This is a genomic window from Nostocoides veronense (assembly GCF_039531185.1).
In the GTDB taxonomy this organism is placed as follows: Bacteria; Actinomycetota; Actinomycetes; order Actinomycetales; family Dermatophilaceae; genus Nostocoides_A; species Nostocoides_A veronense.
Genome location: NZ_BAAAPO010000001.1, coordinates 14,950 through 35,119 on the forward strand (window position 1 = coordinate 14,950; position 20,170 = coordinate 35,119).

At 70.3% G+C, this 20,170-nt stretch carries 21 protein-coding genes; 4 read left to right on the forward strand and 17 right to left on the reverse strand.

Annotated features, from left to right (window positions below; genetic code table 11):
• Both cobA and ABD225_RS00065 read left to right on the forward strand, forming a co-directional pair.
• Nucleotides 1–681 (forward strand): uroporphyrinogen-III C-methyltransferase (cobA, locus tag ABD225_RS00060; RefSeq protein WP_344079485.1); only part of this gene is annotated, 681 nt, incomplete at its 5' end.
• A gap of 15 nt (nucleotides 682–696) precedes the next feature.
• Nucleotides 697–1,794 (forward strand): uroporphyrinogen-III synthase, encoded by a 1,098-nt coding sequence (locus ABD225_RS00065; protein ID WP_344079488.1) that lies wholly within the window; start codon nucleotides 697–699, stop codon nucleotides 1,792–1,794.
• A 16-nt stretch (nucleotides 1,795–1,810) separates the two neighbouring features.
• Here the strand turns inward: ABD225_RS00065 and ABD225_RS00070 are convergent, their stop codons facing one another.
• On the reverse strand, nucleotides 1,811–3,031 hold the full coding sequence (locus ABD225_RS00070; protein ID WP_344079490.1) for a DUF480 domain-containing protein: 1,221 nt from the start codon (nucleotides 3,029–3,031) through the stop codon (nucleotides 1,811–1,813).
• Between the two features lie 33 nt (nucleotides 3,032–3,064).
• Between ABD225_RS00070 and ABD225_RS00075 the strand changes: the two genes are divergently transcribed.
• Both ABD225_RS00075 and ABD225_RS00080 read left to right on the forward strand, forming a co-directional pair.
• A complete protein-coding gene (locus tag ABD225_RS00075; protein WP_344079493.1) occupies nucleotides 3,065–3,352 on the forward strand; it encodes a hypothetical protein in 288 nt (95 codons plus the stop codon).
• A complete protein-coding gene (locus tag ABD225_RS00080) occupies nucleotides 3,345–3,983 on the forward strand; it encodes a hypothetical protein (protein ID WP_344079496.1) in 639 nt (212 codons plus the stop codon). The genes ABD225_RS00075 and ABD225_RS00080 overlap by 8 nt, the downstream gene beginning before the upstream one ends.
• A 156-nt stretch (nucleotides 3,984–4,139) precedes the next feature.
• On the opposite strand, the gene ABD225_RS00085 is transcribed toward ABD225_RS00080, so the two are convergent.
• From ABD225_RS00085 to ABD225_RS00160, 16 genes are all read right to left on the reverse strand, one after another.
• Nucleotides 4,140–4,622 (reverse strand): NUDIX domain-containing protein, encoded by a 483-nt coding sequence (locus tag ABD225_RS00085; RefSeq protein ID WP_344079499.1) that lies wholly within the window; start codon nucleotides 4,620–4,622, stop codon nucleotides 4,140–4,142.
• A complete protein-coding gene (locus tag ABD225_RS00090) occupies nucleotides 4,619–5,020 on the reverse strand; it encodes a YchJ family protein (protein WP_344079502.1) in 402 nt (133 codons plus the stop codon). The genes ABD225_RS00085 and ABD225_RS00090 overlap by 4 nt, the downstream gene beginning before the upstream one ends.
• A gap of 6 nt (nucleotides 5,021–5,026) precedes the next feature.
• On the reverse strand, nucleotides 5,027–6,829 hold the full coding sequence (gene aspS, locus ABD225_RS00095) for an aspartate--tRNA ligase (protein ID WP_344079737.1): 1,803 nt from the start codon (nucleotides 6,827–6,829) through the stop codon (nucleotides 5,027–5,029).
• Between the two features lie 104 nt (nucleotides 6,830–6,933).
• Nucleotides 6,934–7,854, reverse strand: coding sequence for a glycosyltransferase (locus tag ABD225_RS00100; RefSeq protein WP_344079505.1), 921 nt, complete (start codon nucleotides 7,852–7,854; stop codon nucleotides 6,934–6,936).
• Between the two features lie 10 nt (nucleotides 7,855–7,864).
• Nucleotides 7,865–8,506: an NUDIX domain-containing protein gene (locus ABD225_RS00105; RefSeq protein ID WP_344079508.1), complete on the reverse strand. Its 642-nt coding sequence runs from the start codon at nucleotides 8,504–8,506 to the stop codon at nucleotides 7,865–7,867.
• Nucleotides 8,503–10,185, reverse strand: a complete 1,683-nt coding sequence (gene pyrG, locus ABD225_RS00110; protein ID WP_344079511.1) for a CTP synthase — start codon at nucleotides 10,183–10,185, stop codon at nucleotides 8,503–8,505. Before pyrG ends, ABD225_RS00105 begins: the two co-directional genes overlap by 4 nt.
• Nucleotides 10,186–10,196: 11 nt before the next feature.
• Entirely contained in the window at nucleotides 10,197–11,300 is a 1,104-nt protein-coding gene (locus ABD225_RS00115; protein ID WP_344079514.1) for a glycosyltransferase family 4 protein, read from the reverse strand.
• A complete protein-coding gene (murJ, locus tag ABD225_RS00120; RefSeq protein ID WP_344079517.1) occupies nucleotides 11,297–12,934 on the reverse strand; it encodes a murein biosynthesis integral membrane protein MurJ in 1,638 nt (545 codons plus the stop codon). Before murJ ends, ABD225_RS00115 begins: the two co-directional genes overlap by 4 nt.
• Nucleotides 12,931–13,758 carry a hypothetical protein gene (locus tag ABD225_RS00125; protein ID WP_344079520.1) on the reverse strand — a complete coding sequence of 276 codons (828 nt, stop codon included), beginning with the start codon at nucleotides 13,756–13,758 and terminating at the stop codon, nucleotides 12,931–12,933. Before ABD225_RS00125 ends, murJ begins: the two co-directional genes overlap by 4 nt.
• 5 nt (nucleotides 13,759–13,763) lie before the next feature.
• On the reverse strand, nucleotides 13,764–14,720 hold the full coding sequence (locus ABD225_RS00130) for a copper transporter (protein WP_344079522.1): 957 nt from the start codon (nucleotides 14,718–14,720) through the stop codon (nucleotides 13,764–13,766).
• The gene (gene steA, locus ABD225_RS00135; RefSeq protein ID WP_344079525.1) at nucleotides 14,717–15,922 is read right to left on the reverse strand and encodes a putative cytokinetic ring protein SteA; all 1,206 of its coding nucleotides are present in this window, start codon (nucleotides 15,920–15,922) and stop codon (nucleotides 14,717–14,719) included. The genes ABD225_RS00130 and steA overlap by 4 nt, the downstream gene beginning before the upstream one ends.
• Before the next feature lie 5 nt (nucleotides 15,923–15,927).
• On the reverse strand, nucleotides 15,928–17,691 hold the full coding sequence (recN, locus tag ABD225_RS00140; RefSeq protein ID WP_344079528.1) for a DNA repair protein RecN: 1,764 nt from the start codon (nucleotides 17,689–17,691) through the stop codon (nucleotides 15,928–15,930).
• The gene (locus ABD225_RS00145; RefSeq protein ID WP_344079531.1) at nucleotides 17,688–18,602 is read right to left on the reverse strand and encodes an NAD kinase; all 915 of its coding nucleotides are present in this window, start codon (nucleotides 18,600–18,602) and stop codon (nucleotides 17,688–17,690) included. The genes recN and ABD225_RS00145 overlap by 4 nt, the downstream gene beginning before the upstream one ends.
• Nucleotides 18,599–19,426, reverse strand: coding sequence for a TlyA family RNA methyltransferase (locus ABD225_RS00150; RefSeq protein WP_344079534.1), 828 nt, complete (start codon nucleotides 19,424–19,426; stop codon nucleotides 18,599–18,601). The genes ABD225_RS00145 and ABD225_RS00150 overlap by 4 nt, the downstream gene beginning before the upstream one ends.
• Nucleotides 19,423–19,632 carry a hypothetical protein gene (locus tag ABD225_RS00155; RefSeq protein ID WP_344079537.1) on the reverse strand — a complete coding sequence of 70 codons (210 nt, stop codon included), beginning with the start codon at nucleotides 19,630–19,632 and terminating at the stop codon, nucleotides 19,423–19,425. Before ABD225_RS00155 ends, ABD225_RS00150 begins: the two co-directional genes overlap by 4 nt.
• On the reverse strand, nucleotides 19,629–20,123 hold the full coding sequence (locus ABD225_RS00160; protein WP_344079540.1) for a hypothetical protein: 495 nt from the start codon (nucleotides 20,121–20,123) through the stop codon (nucleotides 19,629–19,631). Before ABD225_RS00160 ends, ABD225_RS00155 begins: the two co-directional genes overlap by 4 nt.
• Nucleotides 20,124–20,170 lie beyond the last annotated feature (47 nt).

Consider the following 20,170-nt stretch of genomic DNA (forward strand, 5'->3'; position numbering starts at 1 on the left):
CGCGGCTACCGCGCACTGATGTGCGCGGATGTCGTCGTCACGGACCGACTGGCACCCGTCGGCCTGATCGAGGAACTACCCCCGGGGATCGAGGTGATCGACGTCGGCAAGCAGCCCGGTCGGCATACCCGAACTCAGGAGCAGATCAACAGCCTGCTCATCGAGCACGCGCGGATGGGTCGACGCGTCGTGCGCCTGAAAGGTGGCGACAGTTTCCTTTTCGGCCGGGGAGGCGAGGAGGCCGCCGCGTGCGAGGCCAACGGCATACCCGTCGAGGTGGTCCCCGGGGTGAGTAGCGCGCTTGCCGCCCCCGCGGCGGCCGGCATTCCGGTGACCCATCGCGGGATCGCGGACGCCGTTCAGATCGCGCACGGTCACCGGCCGGTCGCGCAGAGCGCCTGGGCGAGCGTGGCCGGCGGGACCTGCACGTTGGTGCTCCTCATGGCCGTTGCCGAACTGCAGGCCCACGTCGCAGCGGCCCTGACCGCCGGCGTCGACCCGTCGACTCCGGCCGCGATCATCGAGAGCGGGACGCTGCCGCAGCAGCGCATCACGCGCAGCACTCTCGAGGCGCTGCCGGCGCTCGCCGAAGCACTCGGCGTCCAGCCGCCTGCCGTCATCGTTCTGGGCCGGGTCGCCGCGGCCGACGCACTGCGCGCGTTCGTGGCGCAGGCGTCCTGATCAAAGGTTTGGGGCATGGTGGATCAGGTCCTGCAGGGGTATGCCGTGTTGGTCACTGCGGACCGTCGCGCAGGGGACATTACGGCGGCTCTGTCCCGACGTGGGGCGCACGTGCACCACGCGCCCGCTCTGTCGATCGTGCCGCATCTCGACGACGCCCAACTCGTCGAGAGCACGCAGCGGCTCATCGCCGACCCTCCGGATGTCGTGATCGTGACGACCGGCATCGGCTTTCGCGGCTGGCTCGAGGCGGCTGATGCTGCTGGCTTGAGCGAGCCCCTGCATCACCTCCTCGCTCAGGCGCGGATCGTTGCACGCGGCCCGAAAGCCCATGGCGCCGTCCAGCAAGCGGCCCTGCACACGGATTGGGTGGCCGAATCGGAGACGGCGGCGGAGTTGACGGACTTCCTACTCGCCGAGGGTGTTTCCGGGTTGCGTGTGGCCGTGCAACACCATGGTGCAGGCTCGGATGGCATTGACGACGCGCTCACTCACGCGGGGGCAGAGGTGACACCGCTGGTCGTCTATCGCTGGGGTCCGCCTCGGGACCGACACCTGCTCACCGAGTCCACCCGGGCCGTGGCCAATGGCGAGGTTGATGTCGTCGTGTTCACCTCGGCCCCGGGGGCTGCCGCCTGGTTGCACGCCGCCGACGGGGCCGGCGTGCTGCCGGCGATCGTGGAGCATTGCGTTCGCGGCAACACCATCGCGCTCGCCGTGGGGCCGGTGACCGCACGACCACTCGTCGAGGCCGGATTGGGGCCTCTCGCCCCGGAGCGAGGCCGCCTGGGATCGATGATTCGAGCGCTGCTCGCCCATGTGCAGGAGCACGATCCGACGGTCCGAACGCGTGCGGGACACGTGCGCCTTCTCGCGACGTCCGCCCTGATCGACGGCGTTCCCGTCGCCTTGACGCCCAGCAGCCTGGCCGTCCTGCGCGTGCTCGTCGCGTCGGCGGGCCGGGTCGTCTCCAGAGAAGAGTTGCTTGGTGCACTACCGGGCAGCAGCGCCGACCCTCATGCCGCCGAAGTCGCCATCGCCCGCTTGCGCGAGTCTGTCGGTTTGGAGCTGATTCAGACCGTGGTTAAGCGCGGTTACCGCCTCGCCCTTTGACGATCACGTGGCCGACTCAGGGGCGGGCGAGGACATAGAGGCGTTCGGTCGCAGCCTCGGTGGGCAGTGGCCCGCGGACATACCACTCCGCGACGCTCAGCCCTGCCGTCGCGACGGCCGCGAGCACGTCGTCGCGATCGTGCAGCACGAAGTCGAGATCGACTGGGGCACCGAACAATTCGTCGCTGTGGTGGACCGCGTTGCCGATATGCACCGCGAACGCCAGCAGCCCGTCCGGCGACAGAATCCGGCCCAGCGAGCCGAGGACGGCCGGGAGTTCCGAGGTCGCGAGGTGGACGAATGCATACCAGGCCGTGATCGCTCCCCACGCGCTCGCGTGTGGCGGGCGGAGGAGCCGGGTGAAGTCAGCCTGCTGGAAGGCCAGGCATGGATGGGTGGCACGCGCTTGCTCGATCATCGCTGCGGCGAAGTCGACTCCCATCACGTCGGCACCGGCCGCCGCAAGGTACGCGGTCGTTTGACCGGGGCCACAGCCGATATCCGCGATCGGGCCGATCGTGTCGGCGACGATCCGATCCAGCAGCCAGCGGTCAAATGCCTTGTGGGACAACTCATCCGAAAGCGCCTCGGCATAGTTCGGCGCGCACGAGTCGTATGCCGCCCGAACCCGCCGGTCCCGCGCCTCGGCCCCATCCAAGAGCACCACATCGCGATCGACAGTCGAGGCGGCGGCCGCGGACACGTCGTCCGCGTGCGCCACGACCGGGCCGAGCAGATGGATCCACCGCGAGTCATGCTGGCCGGGCCGGCGTGGGAGCTGGCGCACCACGGGAGCCGGCCGGTCGGCCAACCGGGTCAGCACCGCCTCGACCTCGCCGCGATCGGCGAAGGAGTGCAGTCGCTCGGCCCGAGTCTTCAGTTCCCCCGGAGCTTGGGCCCCGCGCAGCAGCAGCAGCGTGACGAGGGCGCGCTCGTCCGGGGCTAGGTCGAGCGCTTCCTCAAGGCGCTGATGGAACTTGACCACCCGCGCGCCCGTGCCCGCCCAGACGAACCGCACCAGCGAGCGGTCCTTGAGCGCGCGGCATACGGACTCAATCTCGTTGGTGGAGTAGTCCGTGACCGGGTCGCGGCTGGTGGCCTGGTTGCACGCCGCCTGGAGGGCGTTGAGGGAGAGGGGATAGCTCGCCGGGACGGTCACCTGCTTCTCCAACAGCGCCCCGAGGATGCGCTGCTCGGGCGCGTCGAGCACGGGCAGACCCACAGAGTCACCGTCCATGTGCTCGACCCTATGACGCCCTAGGCTCGGTCCGTGCGAGGCTGGGGCAGCTGGGTCGGTCGCCACGCCCGCGTCGTCGTCGGGGTGTGGTTCGTCGCGGTGGTCGTGGCCTTCCTCGCCGCCACCGGCGTGGTCGGGGAGGGCTTGTTTCCGCGGCTGCACACCAGTGACATCGAGGCACCCGGGGAACATCTGACCGGCCGCGACCTCCTGCGGGGAACCACTCGGGAGCAGGGCCTCGGCGGGAGTTACACGCTGCTGGTGGCCGGAATCGACCCGGCCGCCGCGCGTCGCGGCTGCCGCCCGCACGGCGGTGACTGAGCTCCTGGCGATCCCCGGGGTGGAGCGCGCCGCGAATCCGTATGTCGTTCCCGGCGGACTCGACTCCGCCGGGGCGCGGGCGATGTTCGCCGACCGCAGTCAGTACTCCGGTGGCTTCGCCACGATCGTCCTGCTCAAGCAGGGGCTCAGCCGCTCGTCGGAGGACGAGACCCATGACCGCATCGACGCGGTGTTCGACGAACTCGTGCGCGCGAGCGGGGCGCACGACTCGCAGCGCGGCAGCATTCGGGCGCTGGTGGACCGCATCGTGGAGCAGATCAAGATCGATGGACAGCGGGGCGAGGGGATCGCCCTGCCGCTGAGTTTCCTCGTCATGATCGTTGTCTTCGGGGGGTTCGTGGCCGCCGGGATTCCCGTGGTCGGCGCCATCGCCGCCATCGCCGGGGCCCTAGAAGGGTGCCGAGCGACTCGGCCAGGGCCGGACGGTCCCGGATCGGCGCTGTTCCCGCACCGATCCCCGGCACCATCGTCAGGAGCAACACCCCGGCGTAAGCGTCGACTGCGCGGACGGTGTTGGTCACCAGCGGTGAGCGCCGCGCGACGAACCGCAACAGCTCGGCGTCCTTGGTCGTGGTGTCAAAGCGCTCGGTCTCGTCGGCGAACTTGCTGACCCGCAGCACCAGCGGCTGGCCCCCGGAAGGGGGGTGCACGGCATACGCGATGTTGTCCCAACCCTCCCCGAGCTCGCTCAGCCGGGCACCGGCGAGGCTCGGATCCAATTCCGCGAGAACGGCATCCAGATCGATGTCAGTGCGCCGCGGCAGCTTCACGAGGGCAGATCGAGCCGGTCGAGGAAACCGACTTGGGCGGCGACCAGCCGCCGGGCCGCAACCTCGGCCACGCACCACTCGAGGCGGTCGATCTCCGGGAAGGTGATCGTGCGCCCGGATCGTGGCGGCCACTCCATCGTCACCTGATCGCCGGCCGCCAGATCGACTCCGACCTCGCCGTCGATGAACACGGCAAACGCATGCACGGTCTTGCCGCCGGACTGCGTCACCGTCCCGAGTTCCACAACCGGCCCCTCCGGGACGACCGATCCTGTCTCCTCGCGCCACTCTCGCTCGGCTGCGGCCCGCGGCTCCTCAGCCGCGGGGTCGAACTCACCTTTGACGATGCTCCACGCCCGGTCGTCCTTGCACGCCCACAGCGGCCCGCCCATGTGGGCGATCAGCACCTCGATGGCCCCGTTCGCACCCAGCCGGACCGGCAGGAGGCCGGCGCTGGTCCGTGGCCTGACTGGGCTCACGAGGTGACGCCGTCGACATAGACCCAGCGGCCGCCGCGACGAGCAAAAGTGCTGCGTTCGCGTAGGACGCCCTGCTGATCACCGGATCTCCAGTGCGCCACGAACTCCACGATCCCGGTGGCCTCGTCGGCGCTGCCACCCACCACGTCGAGCACGTCGAGGCCCGTCCACCTGGTCTCATCCGGCACCGGCAGCTCGGCCGGCCGCGTCCGCGGATGCCAGGTGCGAAAGAGGTGGTCGGGCATACCGAGGGCATAGGCGGCATACCGGGATCGCATCGTCGCCTCGGCCGTCGGCGGCGCGAGGCCGTCCACGACGTAGGGCGCGCAGCACGACGCGAACGCCCGGCCCGTGCCACAGGGGCACGCACCGGGCGTCGCGATCGAGCTGAGGGACAACGGCGCTCAGGCCCCGGCTGAATCAGCCTTGGGAGCGGCCGGCTTGGCGTCGATGCCCGCTTCCTTGCGCTGCTCCGGCGAGATCGCCGCCGGCGCCTCGGTCAGCGGGTCGAACCCACCACCGGACTTCGGGAAGGCGATGACATCGCGGATCGAGGCATAGCCGCCGAGCAGCATGACGATCCGGTCCCAGCCGAACGCGATGCCACCGTGCGGCGGCGCGCCGAACTTGAAGGCGTCGAGCAGGAAGCCGAACTTCTCCTGCGCCTGCTCCTGGCTCAGGCCCATCACCGCGAAGACGCGCTCTTGAATGTCCTTGCGGTTGATACGAATCGAGCCGCCGCCGATCTCGTTGCCATTGCAGACCATGTCGTAGGCATAGGCCAGCGCGGGGCCGGGGTCGGTGTCGAAGGTGTCGAGGAATTCGTCCTTGGGGCTGGTGAAGGCGTGGTGGACAGCGGTCCAGGCGCCCGCACCGACGGCGACATCGCCCGCCGCCTCGGCGTCCGCGGTCGGCTCGAAGAGCGGCGCGTCGACGACCCACAGGAAGGACCAGGCGTTCTCGTCGATCAGCCCGGCGCGCTTGCCGATCTCGAGCCGGGTGGCACCGAGCAGGCTGCGGGCCGCCTTAGCCGGGCCGGCGGCGAAGAAGATGCAGTCGCCAGGCGCCGCGCCGACATGCGCGGCCAGGCCCGCCGTCTCGGTCTCGGTGAGGTTCTTGGCCACCGGCCCGGTGAGCGTCCCGTCTTCCTGGACCAGGACGTATGCCAGTCCCTTGTGCCCGCGCTGCTTGGCGAACTCTTGCCAGCCGTCGAGAACCTTGCGCGGCTGCGAGGCCCCACCCGGCATGACGACCGCGCCGACATAGGGAGCCTGGAAGACCCGGAAGGTCGTGTCCTTGAAGAAGTCCGTGCACTCGGTCAACTCGACACCAAAGCGCAGGTCCGGCTTGTCCGAGCCATAGCGCGCCATCGCGTCGGCATACGTCAGCCGCAGGAACGGCGTCGGCAAGTCGACGTCGATGAGCTTCCAGATCTCGACGGCTAGCGCCTCGCCGAGCTCGATGATGTCGTCCTGGGTGACGAAGGACATCTCGATGTCGAGCTGGGTGAACTCCGGCTGCCGGTCGGCGCGGAAGTCCTCGTCGCGATAGCAGCGCGCGATCTGGTAGTAGCGCTCCATCCCGGCCACCATGAGCAGCTGCTTGAACAACTGCGGGCTCTGCGGCAGGGCATACCAGGAGCCCGGCGCGAGCCGCGCGGGCACCAGGAAGTCTCGGGCGCCCTCGGGGGTCGACCGCGTCAGCGTCGGGGTCTCGATCTCGACGAAGTCGCGCTCCCCCAACACCTTTCGCGCGGCCTGGCTGACCTTGGAACGCAGGCGTATGCCGTGTCCCGCGTTGTGCGCGCCCGGCCGGCGCAGGTCGAGATAGCGGTACTTCAGGCGCGCTTCCTCGCCGACCGTGAGCCGCTCGTCGATCTGGAAGGGCAGCGGCTCGCTGGGGCCGAGAACGGTGATCTCGCTCGCGACCACCTCGATGGCGCCGGTCGCGAGGTCGGGGTTGACATTCTTCTCCCCGCGGGCGATGACGGTGCCGACGACCTTGATGCAGTATTCGCTGCGCAGGTCGTGTGCCGCGCCGGTCAGTACCTCATCACGGGCGACCACCTGCACCACGCCGCTGGCGTCGCGCAGATCGATGAACGCCACGCCGCCGTGATCGCGGCGCTTGGCGACCCATCCGGTGAGAGTGACGTTCTGGTCGATCTGGGCGGCACTGAGCGTGCCGGCCTGGTGAGTGCGAAGCACAGGGGTTCCTTCGTCGGGGATCAGGAGGTATGCCGCGGGCTCGCCGACCAGCTTGGCCGCGCCCACCCGGGGCCCCACCAGTCTACTGACCGTGCGGCGGGCTCTCAGCCGGATATCAGCCGGTCCACGATGGTCGGGAAAAGGGCCGCGATGTCCGTATCGGTCAGCGGTGGCAGGTGGGCAATCGAACGCCGGATCCGATCGAGCGCGTCGGCTTCATCGGTGAGCATGTCCTGCCCCGGGTGGCGCAATTGGAGCCACGCGATCTCCCGGGCGTCGACGATCGTCGGCAGGTGCCGGGCCACCTTTGTGTGGTCGATCCCGGGCCCACCGCGCAGGAAAAGCCGACCGTCGCGGGCGCGGAAGTTGCCGACATAGGCCTGCCCCTGGGCGCCGAACGGCCGCTGCTGATCCAGCAGGGGTTCAATGCGGCCGTCGAGATATACGCCTGCCGCGCCGCGCGCCAGGCTGATTGCCCGGTTGCGGTCGGCCCGACCGGCGAAGGCGCTCAATTGATCGAGATAGGTCGTCGCGAGGATGTCGTCATCATCGATCCGGAAGTTGACGACGGTGCAATCCCCCACCCCGCGCTCGCGCAGGTCAGCGGCCAGCGTGTCGGCGAGCACCGGCTGTTCATCGGCCTCGACCAGCCAGAGCACCGGATAGCGTCGGGCGGCCTCCTGCAACGGCCCGAGCCACGGTTGCGGCATGTCCGCGGAGTAGTGGACGACATGGCGATAGTCGTGCGCCTGCGCCATCTGCTGCAGGATCGGCACCGAGAGTTCGAGAAAGATATCGGCGCGCGGCCGCATCCGCTGCTCGGCATACAACTGCTCGAAGTAGTCCCGGTCGCTGTCCTTGCCGCGGGTCAACTTCCACGACCGGCTCGTCGGGGAAAAGACGCTATAGCGGGTATAGCCATAGAAGATCGGCACCGGCGCTGCGGAAGACGTTGCGGCAGCCGGCTTTTCGGGCTCAGAGGACAACGCAGTGCGGACCCGGCGCAGACCGGAGCGAAGCGGCATACCCGTCACGCTAGTCGGCCAGGACGACGCGTTCGGGCCAGGGCGCGTCGGCCGGCCGCAGCCCGGCCCACCCATCAGCGCGCAGGGCCACGGCAGCGAGCACGGCGATGACCGTATGCGGATTGTGCAGCCGCCCGGCCAGCACCGCCGCGTGCGCCTCATCGAGGGGCACCCAGCGCAGCGGCATATCCCGCTCCTCGCCGGTGCGCTCGTGCCGCTCGGACTCCGGCACGACGGACAGCCCGCGCGCGACATAGAGCCGGATCGACTCGCTGGCGAAGCCCGGCGAGGTGAAGTAGTCGGTCAGCACCGCCCACTGCTCGGCGACCAGGTCGGCCTCCTCGGCCAACTCCCGGGCCGCCGCGAGCGCCGGGTCCTCCCCCGCGACATCGAGGAGCCCGGCGGGAATCTCCCACAGGCGCATGCCGACGGGGTGGCGGTACTGCTGGATCAGCGCGATCCGGCCCTGCTCGTCCATCGCCAAGACGCCCACGGCGCCGGGATGCGCGACGACATCGCGGGTGACGACCTCGTGCCCGAGGTCCACCTCGTCGCGGCGCACATCCCAGACCAGGCCGGCATACACCGTGCGGCTGGCGAGCACCGGTGCCCGGTCCGCCCGATCCGCGATCACGCCGCCCGCGTCGGTCATGCCTCGACCGGCACGGCCGGCGGCTCGACCTCGACCAATCGCGCGGAGCGCTGCTGCTCGATCGCGGCTCCGATCAGGCCGGCAAAGAGCGGATGGGCACGGTGCGGGCGGGACTTGAACTCCGGATGCGCTTGTGTCGCAACGTAATACGGGTGCACACTCGCCGGCAGCTCACAGAACTCCACGAGCTTGCCGTCCGGCGAGGTGCCACTGAAAACCAGGCCCGCCTCCGCGATCTGGTCGCGATAAGCATTGTTGACTTCGTAGCGATGCCGGTGCCGCTCGTCGACCTGCGTCGCGCCATAGGCCCCAGCAATGACCGAGCCCTCGGCCAACTCGGCGGGATAGGTGCCCAGCCGCATGGTGCCGCCGAGATCACCGGCGCCCTCGACATACGCCAGCTGCTCGGCCATCGTCGCGATGACCGGGGCAGGGGTATCGGGGTCGAATTCACTGGAGGAGGCGCCGTCGATACCGGCGACATTGCGGGCGTACTCGATCACCATGCACTGCAGGCCGAGGCAGATCCCGAGGGTTGGTATGCCGTTCTCCCGCGCCCAGCGCAGCGCGCCCAGCTTGCCTTCGATGCCGCGGATCCCGAAGCCACCGGGGACGAGAACGGCGTCGACGCAGCCGAGCGCCTTCGCGGCCCCGGCCGGCGTCTCACAGGTGTCGGAGGCGACCCAGCGGATGGTGACTTTGGCGTCATGGGCGAAGCCGCCGGCGCGCAGCGCCTCCGTGACGGACAGATAGGCATCCGGCAGGTCGATGTACTTGCCGACGAGCGCGATCTCGACCTGGTGCGCGGGATGGTGGACCCGGCGCAGCAACTGATCCCATTCGCTCCACGCGACATCGCGAAAGTTCAGGCCGAGGCGGCGAATGACGAAGGCGTCCAGACCTTCCTGGTGCAGCACCTTGGGGATGTCGTAGATCGACGGCGCGTCGACGCAGGCCGCGACCGCCTCGGCGTCGACATCGCACATCAGCGAGATCTTGCGCTTGATGCCCTCGGGAATCTCGCGGTCGGCGCGCAGCACCAGCGCGTCCGGCTGGAGGCCGACTTGCCGCAGCGCGGCGACGGAGTGCTGGGTCGGCTTGGTCTTCAACTCGCCACTCGGCGCGAGATAGGGCACGAGCGAGACGTGCAGGAACATCGAGTTGTCGCGGCCGAGTTCGTGGCGGACCTGGCGTGCGGCTTCGAGGAACGGCAGCGACTCGATGTCGCCGACCGTGCCGCCGATCTCGGTGATGATCACATCGGGGGCGTCCGGACCGGCGGCCTGCGCCCGCATGCGAGCGGTGATCTCGTTGGTGATGTGCGGGATGACCTGCACGGTGTCGCCGAGATACTCCCCCCGCCGTTCCTTGGCGATGACCTGGCTATAGACCTGCCCGGTCGTCACATTGGCATTGGCCTGGAGGTTGACGTCGAGGAAGCGTTCGTAATGCCCGATGTCGAGGTCGGTCTCCGCGCCGTCCTCCGTGACGAAGACCTCTCCGTGCTGAAAGGGATTCATCGTCCCCGGGTCGACATTGAGATAGGGGTCGAGCTTCTGCATCGTCACCGACAGGCCGCGCGCTCGGAGCAGATTGCCGAGGCTGGAGGCCGTCAGACCCTTGCCGAGGGAGGAGGCCACGCCTCCGGTCACAAAGATGTGCTTCGTCGTGGTCGCCACGGGGTTCAAACCTATCCCACGATGAGCCGGTCGTATGCCGTCGACCACGCCCGTGTCGCCGCGTCGAGATCGTCCCAGCCGCGGGCGACCTCCCGCCCCCGCGCGCCGAGGGCCGCGCGCCGGGCCGGGTCGGCGAGCAGTTCCTCGACGGCCTGGGCGGTGGCGGCCGGGTCGCCGGGCGGGACGAGCACTCCCCCGCCATCGGCCAGCAGGCCGGGCAGCCCGCCGACGGCGGGGGCGATCACCGGCAGGCCGGCCGCCATCGCCTCCTGCACGACGAGGGCTCGTGCTTCCCACGTGCTGGTGAGCACGAAGAGATCGGCCGCCAGCAGCAGGTCCTCCGGATCGCTCACCGGCCCAAGGAAGTCGACGGGGCTGCCCAAGGTGGCGGCCTGTTCCCGAAGGTCGGCGAGCAGGTCGGCGACGCCCGAGCCCGCGACGAGCCATCGCACTCGGGTCCGCAGCTGGGCGGCCGCCGCCACGAGGGTCGGCAGGCCCTTTTGTGGGGCGATTCGGGAGATCGTCACGATCCAGGGAAGGTCCCCCGGCAGGCCGTATGCCGTCCGCACCCGCTCGCGGGCGCCCGCGCGCTGCTCGGGGCCCGCGCCCGCGAGCGCGGGCACCCGCGGTGAGGGCACCGGCGCGAGCTGGGTATGCCCGGCCCCCAAGCTGCGTGCTGCGGCGACAAGATCGTCGCTCGCCCCGGTCACCAGCTCGGCCCGGCCCAAGGCGGCCCGCTCCGCGCGCTCGACGGCAGCCCGCGCGGGACCGGGCACGGCGGGTAGTTCGTTGTGCAGGCTGATGACGAGCGGCACGCCGCCGCGGCGCCGTCGTCCGAGCGCGGCCCCCGCCACGATGCCGGCCTGATGGCCGTGCGCGTGGACCAGGTCGGCGCCACGCAGCAGCCGCCTCAGTTGCGCGAGCCGGCGCGGATCGGGCCGGGTCGGGTCGGGCCAGAGGAGGCGGGCGTGATCGAGCCCGAAGGTGCGGGCGGTCAACGGATCGGTGACGACCTCGACGTCATGCCCGAGACCGGCCAGCCCAGCCGCCAGATCGCGCACATGGATGCCGATTCCGCCGGTTGCCTTGCCGACGACCAGAACGATGCGGCTCATGTCATCCTCCGCGAGACCCGCTCAGCCTCGGCGTCCTCGGCCGCGGCATCATCGCCCAGCAGGCGACGCCCTCGAGTGAAGAGCGCGAGTGCGGAGGAATCGAAGACCCACATCCAGGCGACGAACGCGGTCGCCGCGACCACGGCCGCCCCGAGCCCGGCCAGCACCGCCTCGACCGCACCCTCGGCGATCGGAAACAGCCCGCGCGCTCGACCTCCAACCCCGGCTGCCAGAAGGCCGGCCACGAGCGCCGCACCCGCCGTGCGCGGGATGTGTTCGACAGCTGGCAAACCCCACGCGGAACGAACCAGGAGCAGCAGTCCGAGGGCGGCGAACGTCATACCCAGGCTCGAGCCGAGGCCGATCCAGCGCAGGGTGGGCGTCGTCCCGGGACGGCCGAGGGTGGCCAGAAAGGGGATGAGGATCGCGAGCAGCCAGCCGGCCCCCATGACGAGCGAGGCGGTGCGGGCGCGACCGCGGACATAGATGGCCCGGGTGAGCAGGGCCGCGAGCCCGAAGCCGACCAGCCCGGGGGCGAAGGCGCGCATCGTGGCCGGCAGCGCCGCGAGCGCGGCGGCACCGGTGCCATCGCGTCCCGCGTCGATGGCCGTGAAGAAGGCGCCGAGGTCCGTCGCTGTCGCGGCCAGGACGGCTGCGGCCAGGCCGCTCAGCAGGGCGATCTGCCGCCCCGTGCGCTCGAGGGTCGCTGCGGCGTTGGCGCCGTGCCCATCGGATGCGGCGAGCACCGGGAAGGCCGCCGTCGCGAGGGGAACGGCGAACACGGCATAGGGCAGCAGGTAGACCGCTTGGACATATTGATAGCCGTTGATGCTCCCCTGCCCGGCGCGGTGATTGGCCAGCCACAGCACCCCGAGGACGCTGAGTTGTTGTGCGAAGAGCGCGATCAGGCCGGCCCCACCGAGTCGACGCGCCCGCGCGGCGACGCCCGGCGGGAAGCTCAGCGTCGGGCGTATCCGCAACTCAAGGGCCCGAACCGAGGGCAGCACCGTCGCAACAAGCGCCACCACCCCGAGTGTCGTCCCGCCGGCCAGCACCCAGACCGCGCCGTCCGGGTTTTGGTCCCGGAGCACGGCATACAGCAGATAGGTCGCGATGACCACGAGGCTGGAGATCAGCGGCGCGAGGGCGGCAGCGGTGAAGCGGCGGTGCGCGTTCAGGATGCCGGAGGCGACGATCCCGACGCCATAGAGCACGATCTGCGGGGCGAACACCCACAGCATCCGGGTGCCGAGGCGTGCGTCCCCGTCGGGTCCGAGCAGGGCGCGGGCGATCCACGGGGCGAGGATCGCGACGAGGAGCGCGAGTGGCACGAGCACAAGCAGCGCCCACCCCAGCAGCGCCGACGCGATCGGTGCGGCCTCGTCCCGCTTCTTACGCTCCACCCGGCCCGCCAACAGCGGCACCACAACAGCCGCGAGGATGCCGCCGGCGGCGATCTCGAAGACGACATTGGGGATGGTGTTGGTGCTTTGGTATGCCGTCCCCACGACCGTCGCGCCGACCGCCCACGAGAAGACGAGCATGCGCGCGAAGCCGGCGATGCGCGCTGCCATCGTCGCGGCGGCGATAATGCGAGCGGGCCCGCCGACCTGGCTCAACCCCCGCTGGCTCATCCCCGTCCCCAGGCGTCGAGTTCTCGCAGCCCCGGGGTGGACTCGATGACGGCGGTGAAGCTGATGCGTTCCGAGGCGAGCGTGAGGCCGGCCAGCAATGCGAGGGTGAGGAAGCGGCCGACCACGCCGGTTCGTGCGACGAGGGCGCTGCCGATTAGTGCGCCTGCGGCATTTGCCCCGGTGTCGCCGAGCATCGTCGCGCCGGCCAGATCGCCCGGCAGCACGCCGAGGGCGGCCCCGACGGCACCGGCGGCTGCCGGCTCGCCCCGCAGGGCCGGGAGTATGCCGGCCAGCACCGTCGCCTTCCCCGCCCGGCCGGGTCGCAGGTCGAGCAGGTTGCCGAGGTTGGCGCTGCCCGCGATGACCCCGGCCCCGAGCAGGGTCGAGAGGCCGAGAACGCGGCCGGCGCGCCGGTCCTCCAAGGCGGCGGCCGCCAAGCCCGTGACCCCAAGGGCACCGATCTTGATGGCGCCGGTCGTCACCTGGCCGCGCCGCAGCGCCCCGAGATGACCCTTCAAGCCTTTGCTCGAGCTATCCCCGGCGAGATCGTCGAGCAGGCCGGCGAGCCCGGCGCCGGTCGTGGCAAGCAGGGCCGGCCCCGCGTCACGCGCCTCGCCGGCCACCACGGCAGCGGCGAGCGCCCCGGCAGCGGAACCCAGGACATACCCCGGCCCCTCGAGGAGGGAGATGGGCCGGCCGGCGTGGTTCGTGCGGGTCCAGCGGGCGGCGCCGCCCGGCGGATATCGACGCAGCGCGCGGGTCCCGGCGGCGGCCGCCACGGCACCGCCTGCGGCACCCAGCAGGCCCGTCAGGAGCCGCGGCATCCTGCTCAGCCCGCCGCGAAGGCCGAGCGCGCCCCGGCGGCGAGGCCGTACTGGCCGGAGCGGCCTGCCAGTTGTTCGACCAGCGCCCCCACCGTGCTGGCCTGACCAACCGCCGATTCGGCATTGTCGACGGTGGAAACGCGCTGGCGGACCCCGGAGGCGTCACGCGCCGCGGCGATCAGGGATGAGGAGTCGGCGGCAGCCGGATCGACCTGGCCGACGATGACCGAGCCATCGCTGGCGTCATCGAGCGCCGCAACCAGCTTGGCCTGCGCGGCATAGGGCGCTGCCGTATCGGTCGAGGTGGTTGCGGTCGTGGCGGCCGTCGCCGGGCTGAGAACGACGACCAGGCTGCCTCGATCGGTGGGCAGCACGCCGCTGACGAGACCGGCGTCCGCGAGTGTGTTCCACGCTGCCTGGCGCGCGATCTCACTGATCGAATTGGTCTGGTCATCCGGGGTCGCCGGCAGCTTGGCCAGCAAGACCGTGCCGAGGACGGCATCGAGGCTTGCGTCTTCGGCCAGCCCAAGCGTGGGTGCCAGCTGCGCGGCGAGCTGGGAACGAGTGCTCGCCGCGGCCTCCGAGGGATCGGTCCACGCCTGCGGGAGATCGATGGGTCCGATCAGGGTCGCTCCGGCCGCGCCGAGCGTGTCCTCGGTGTCGGAGAGCAAGGCGTCGGCGGTGCCGGGCAGCGCGACCAGCGTGATCGAGCGGTCTGCGAGACGGCCGGCGACCATCCGGCTCAACTGCGCATCGGCGAAATTCTCTTGCACTTTCACGGTGCTCTGGGCTGCTTCGAGTTCGGAACGCAGGTCGGCCTTTTCCGCCCGCAGCGAGGTGACCTGCTGATTCAGCGAATCGCTGATGCCTTCCTTCAGCGGCCCGGCACCCAGCACGATCCCGACCGCGAGCGCGATGAGCACCGAGGCGAGCGAGACGACGTGATAGCGGAAGTCGATCATGTGAAGATCCCCTCGATGGCAGCCTTGAGGTCGTCCCAGCGCGCCCCGAGGAGTTGCAGAATGATCGACCCGCCGGGGGTGGCCCACAGCGCCAGGCCGAGGACGAGCAAGCCGACGAGCAGCATGACGAGCATGCTCGCCGCCGAGATGCGAGCCCGATAAAGCCGGTTGACGCCCTTGGCGTCGATGAGTTTGGAGCCCACCCGCAGGCGGGTCAGGAAGGTGCTGGCCATGCCGGAGCGGCCCTTGTCGAGGAACTCGACGAGCGTCGCATGGGTGCCGACCGCGACGATCAGACTCGCGCCTTTGTCGTCGGCGAGCAGCATCGCGACATCCTCACTGGTGCCGGTTGCCGGGAAGATCACCGGTTCGACGCCGAGAGATCGGACGCGGTCGGCGCCCGGCGCCCGGCCGTCGCGGTAGGCGTGGACGACGATCTCGGCCCCACTGGTCAGGGCGCGGTCGGACACCGAGTCCATATCCCCGACGATCAGGTGCGGGTGGTAACGCAATTCGATGAGGGCGTCGGCGCCGCCATCGACGCCGATCAGGACCGGTTTGTATTCGCGGATGTAATGGCGCAGCGCCAGCAGATCTTCTTTGTAGTGGTATCCGCGCACGACGATCAGTGCGTGCCGCCCGTCCAAGCGAGTGCGGATCTCGGGCACGCCGACACCGTCGATGAGCAGGTCTTTTTCGCGCACGAGATAGTCCATCGTGTTCTGCGCGAAGGCTTGAAGTTGCCCGGAGAGGCCTTCGCGGGCGAGTGCCATCGCATCCTCGACGCCCCCGACGGTGAGCGGAATGCCGACGACGAGCGCCACGTCATCTGTTGCGTCGCCATTTCCTTCGGCCGCGAAGATCTGGCCCTCGTCGATGCGCAGCCATTGGCCCTCCGTGAGAGCGGTCATCGCCTCCGGGCCGGCAGCGTCGATGACCGGGATGCCGGCCTCGACGAGGATCTGCGGGCCGGCGTTGGGATAGCGCCCGCTGATCGATCGGGAGGCGTTGATCACCGCGGCCGGCCGACACGCCACGAGCGCCTCGGCACTGACTCGGTCGATGTCCTCGTGGTCGATCACCGCGATCTCGCCGGGCTGCAATCGCTTCGTGAGGTTCTTGGTGCGCCGGTCAACGCGGGCAGCACCCGTTGCCCCGCTCGGTGCGGGTCCACGAGAACGCCGGGACAAGGACAGTGCCATCAGGGTCAATGGTCCCACGCAGCGCGCCGCTCCTGCGCGCCTGCCAGGAGTTCGCGGGCGTGCTCGATCGCCGTCTCGGAATCGCTTCCGGCCATCATCCTGGCCAGTTCGCGTTCGCGTTCGTGCTGGTCGAGCACCCGAACATCGCTGCGCGAGATTCGGCCGTCGTCGGTCTTGGTGACGACCAGGTGCCGGTCGGCGAAGGCCGCGACCTGCGGGAGGTGGGTGACAACGATCACCTGAGCTCGCCCGGCCAGCCGGGCGAGTCTCGCGCCGATGTCCAAAGCCGCACGGCCACCAACCCCGGCGTCCACCTCATCGAAGACGAAGGTGGGCACCGAGGCGCCGCCACCGACAGGCGGCGTCTCGCCAGCCCGCGTCGCTGCAGCCCCAGCCGCGCCAAGCACGACCTCCAGCGCGAGCATCACCCGGGAGAGTTCACCTCCGGAGGCTGAGCGCGCGATCGGGCGGGCCGGCATACCGCTGCCTGAGCGCATGAGGAATTCGACCTCGTCGACGCCATGCGCGAAATAGCGCCGATCCGACCCGAGCCCCGGCCGCACATCGACCTCGACGACGGCCGAGCCCATGGCCAGATGGGCGAGTTCCTCGGTCACGGCGGCGGCAAAGGTCGTGGCGGCAGCTTGCCGTCGCGCGCTGAGGTCATCGGCGGCGGATGCGCGGGTGGCCTCGGCGCGCTCGCGCCGCTCGAGCGCCACGGGCAGGTCATCGGCTGCCGAGTCGACCTCGAGCAGGCGGGCGCTGGCCTGAGCCGACCACGCGATGACCGCGTCGATATCGCCGCCGTGCGCGCGCACGAGTCCAGCGAGGTCGGCGCGCCGTTCGTTGATCTGGGCCAGCCGCTCCTCATCGACCTCGATCCCGTCGGCGTATGCGGACAGGTCACCCCCAAGTTCGCTGGCCAGCACCGACAACTCCTGCAATCGCGCGGCCAACTCCGGCAGCGCCGGGTCGTGCTCTTCGACCGCCCGGATGGCGGAGAGAGCATCCGCGGCCAGGCCGGCCGCCCCTAGCCGGTCAGGGATGGCGTCATCGCCGAGCAACTGCGCCGAGGCGGTGGCGGCGGCGGCCCGCAAGCTGTCGCCGTGGGCCAGGCGCGCTTCCTCGGCTCGCAGCGCGAGGTCCTCGCCGGGCTGCGGGTCGACCGCCTCGATGCGTTCGACGCCGGCGCGCAGCACATCGAGGTCCGCGGTCCGGGCCGCCGCGAGAGCTTCGAGCCGACTCACCTCGGCATCCGCGGTGCCCCACTCCTCGTGGGCTTGGACGTATGCCGTGCGCGCCGCCACCAGATCCGGACCGCCATAGGCGTCGAGGAGTTCGCGATGTTGATCACCGGAGCGCAGCCGCCACTGGTCGGCCTGACCGTGCACGGCGATGAGGACCTGCGCGAGCTCGGCCAAGGTGCCGATTGGCACCTGGCGACCACCGGCGAAGCCTCGGGATCGGCCGGCGGCACTCACGGTGCGCACCAGGATCAACTCGTCGGCCACATCGGCGCCCGCGTCGGCGGCGCGCTGCATCCCCGGATGCTCGGACGGCAGCTCGAGCACGCCCTCGACGGAGGCGGCGCTGGCGCCCGTCCGCACGAGGGCGGCGTCGGCCCGGTCCCCGAAGAGCAGGCCGAGACCGGTCACGACCATGGTTTTCCCGGCGCCGGTCTCGCCCGTGACCACATTGAGTCCGGGGTGGAAGGGCAGTTCGGCGGACTCGATGACGCCGAGCGCGCCGATCCGCAGTTCACTGATCATGGCGAGTCGGCCGCCCGGGACCCACGCCAACCGTGAACCGAGAGGCCGAACTTCTCCACCAGGCGATCCGTGAACGGCTGGTCGATCAGCCGGGCGAGAAGCACGGGGTGGGCTCCGCGGCATACCTCCACCCGGGCACCGGCCGGCAGGTCGACGGCCCGGCGGCCGTCGCACCACAAGGCGCCATGGCCCTCGGTCCCAGCCACAATGTCGACGGCCAAGAGCGAGCGCGGCGAGAGCACCATGGGGCGGGAGAAGAGCGCGTGCGCGCTGATCGGCACCACGAGCATCGCCTCGACATCGGGCCAGATCACCGGGCCACCCGCAGAGAACGCATAGGCCGTCGAACCCGTCGGGGTCGCCATGACGACCCCATCACAACCCCAGGTGGAGATGGGCCGGCCGTCGATCTCGACGGTCAACTCCAGCATCCGCTCGCGGGCGGCCTTCTCGACCGTGGCCTCGTTGAGGGCGAACGTCCGCGCCACTTCAACCCCGTCAACATGCGCGATGACGTCCAGCGTCATGCGCTCGGTGACGGCGTAATCGCGATCGAGGATCCGGTCGATGGAGGCGTGCGCGTGCTCGCGTTCGGTCTCGGCGAGGAAGCCGACGTGTCCGAGATTGACGCCCAGCAGGGGCGCATGGGCCGAGCGAGACCATTCGGCACCGCGCAGGATGGTGCCATCCCCGCCGAGCACGAGCACGAGTTCGCAGCCGGCCGCGGGATCAGGGCCGGTGGCGAGGTGGACGAGCGCCCGCGTGCCGGGATCCAGCACATCGGCGCTCAGCGGGTCGAGCAGCACCGTGACGCCCGCCGCGTCGAGCCGCGCGATCACCTCGGCTGCCAGGCTCGCGGCGTCCGGGCGGCGTGGGTGGACGACCACCAGGATGCGTCGCGCGCCACTCATTGTCCGGTCCTCGTTGCGTTGTCGATATCGGTGAGCACAGCCTGCCAGGTGCCCCCGACAGCCCCGCGCGTGCGGGCCAGCCAGAGCAGAAACTCGCGGTTTCCGTGGGTTCCGGTCATTGGCGAAGCCATCAGTCCGAGATAAGCCAGTCCGGCCTGCTGGCTCGCCTCCAAGACACCGCGCAAGGCAGCGCGCCGGTTGGCCTCGGAACGGACGATGCCCTTCTTGCCGAGGCGCTCGCGACCCACCTCGAACTGCGGCTTCACCAGCAGCATCAGGTCGGCTTCGTCGGCGCACAGTCCCACGAGGTCGGGTATGACGCTCGCCAGCGAAATAAAGCTTAGGTCGGCGACCAGCAGGTCGACCGGGCCGCCGATGTCGTCCGCGGTCAACCCTCGGATGGTCGTGCCTTCGCGGTCGATGACCCGCGGATCGCGGCGCACCGGCTCGGCGAGTTGGCCATGACCCACATCGATCGCGACGACGGCGGCGATGCCCCGTTGAAGAAGCACCTGGGTGAATCCGCCCGTGCTTGCCCCGACATCCGCGGCTCGCCGACCGGCCACCGCGAGCTGCGGCCAGTGCTCGAGGGCCGCGAGCAGTTTCTCGGCGCCGCGCCCGACCCACACCGGCCCGGGATCGATAACCGTCACCTCGTCGTCGGCCCCCACCTGAAGCGATGCCTTGCCCGCAGGTACGCCGCACACCCGCACCCGGCCGTCGTCAATCAGCTCGCGAGCAACGCCTCGGGAGCGGGCGAGGCCACGCTCGACGAGCGCAAGATCGAGTCGGCCTGCTCCCTGCTGGGTCGGCGGTGTCGTCATCCGCCGAGGTCGGTCAGCCGCGAACGCAGGGCCGCCTCCAGCCGGCCACCTGCCTCCAAGACCTGATCCGGCCGGTCCGGGTCGGCCGCCGCGAGTTCCTGCAGAGCGGCATCGATGACCAAATCGCCGGTCTGTGGAACCACCACCGTCATCTCATCGGGGTTGCTCTCGCTCGTCGCGATGGACGGCTCAGCATCCTGGCTCATGACGTGCTCTTTTTGACCGCGTTCTTGGTGGCCTTGCGGGCCGGCCGCTTGGCCGGAGTTTTCGCCGCCTTGGCCGTGGCCTTCGACGCCGATGGCCGCTGACTCGCCGTGGCCTTGGCCGCCGCGGGCGCGGCTGGCTTGTCTCGGTCGCTCGCCGCTTGCTTGGCGATTCGCGCTCGGGGTGGCCGCGTGCGGGAGGGTGCTGGTGACGCCGCCGTCGTGGCCTGCGAGGTCGCGGTGGGGGGTGTCGAAGTCCCTGTCGTCGCCCGACCACGCAGCATCGCGGATGCCGCGTCGAGGTCGCCGAGTTCCGGGGCTCGCCATCCGGCACCACGGACATCCGGATCCTTGGCCAGCACCGCCACGGGTGGGCGCGGCGCGGCAGGGGCGAGTGCCTCGTTGATCTTGCGCACTCCGTCCAGAGCCGTCGTCAGCACCAGTTCGGCGCCGGACAGCGAGGTCGACACAACCATGCGTAACAGCGGGTTCACGACGGATCTCCTTCGAGACAGACAGACAGCGTTTCGACGATAAGCCA

Coding starts and splice junctions, on each gene's coding strand:
- steA (WP_344079525.1), bottom strand. CDS start 15,922: ATGGCACTGTCCTTGTCCCGGCGTTCTCGTGGACCCGCACCGAGCGGG.
- ABD225_RS00070 (WP_344079490.1), bottom strand. CDS start 3,031: ATGGACGGTGACTCTGTGGGTCTGCCCGTGCTCGACGCGCCCGAGCAG.
- ABD225_RS00105 (WP_344079508.1), bottom strand. CDS start 8,506: ATGACCGACGCGGGCGGCGTGATCGCGGATCGGGCGGACCGGGCACCG.
- ABD225_RS00155 (WP_344079537.1), bottom strand. CDS start 19,632: ATGAGCCAGGATGCTGAGCCGTCCATCGCGACGAGCGAGAGCAACCCC.
- ABD225_RS00125 (WP_344079520.1), bottom strand. CDS start 13,758: ATGCCGCGGCTCCTGACGGGCCTGCTGGGTGCCGCAGGCGGTGCCGTG.
- recN (WP_344079528.1), bottom strand. CDS start 17,691: ATGATCAGTGAACTGCGGATCGGCGCGCTCGGCGTCATCGAGTCCGCC.
- ABD225_RS00130 (WP_344079522.1), bottom strand. CDS start 14,720: ATGATCGACTTCCGCTATCACGTCGTCTCGCTCGCCTCGGTGCTCATC.
- murJ (WP_344079517.1), bottom strand. CDS start 12,934: ATGAGCCAGCGGGGGTTGAGCCAGGTCGGCGGGCCCGCTCGCATTATC.
- ABD225_RS00100 (WP_344079505.1), bottom strand. CDS start 7,854: ATGCCGCTTCGCTCCGGTCTGCGCCGGGTCCGCACTGCGTTGTCCTCT.
- ABD225_RS00065 (WP_344079488.1), top strand. CDS start 697: ATGGTGGATCAGGTCCTGCAGGGGTATGCCGTGTTGGTCACTGCGGAC.
- ABD225_RS00115 (WP_344079514.1), bottom strand. CDS start 11,300: ATGAGCCGCATCGTTCTGGTCGTCGGCAAGGCAACCGGCGGAATCGGC.
- ABD225_RS00150 (WP_344079534.1), bottom strand. CDS start 19,426: ATGACGACACCGCCGACCCAGCAGGGAGCAGGCCGACTCGATCTTGCG.
- ABD225_RS00145 (WP_344079531.1), bottom strand. CDS start 18,602: ATGAGTGGCGCGCGACGCATCCTGGTGGTCGTCCACCCACGCCGCCCG.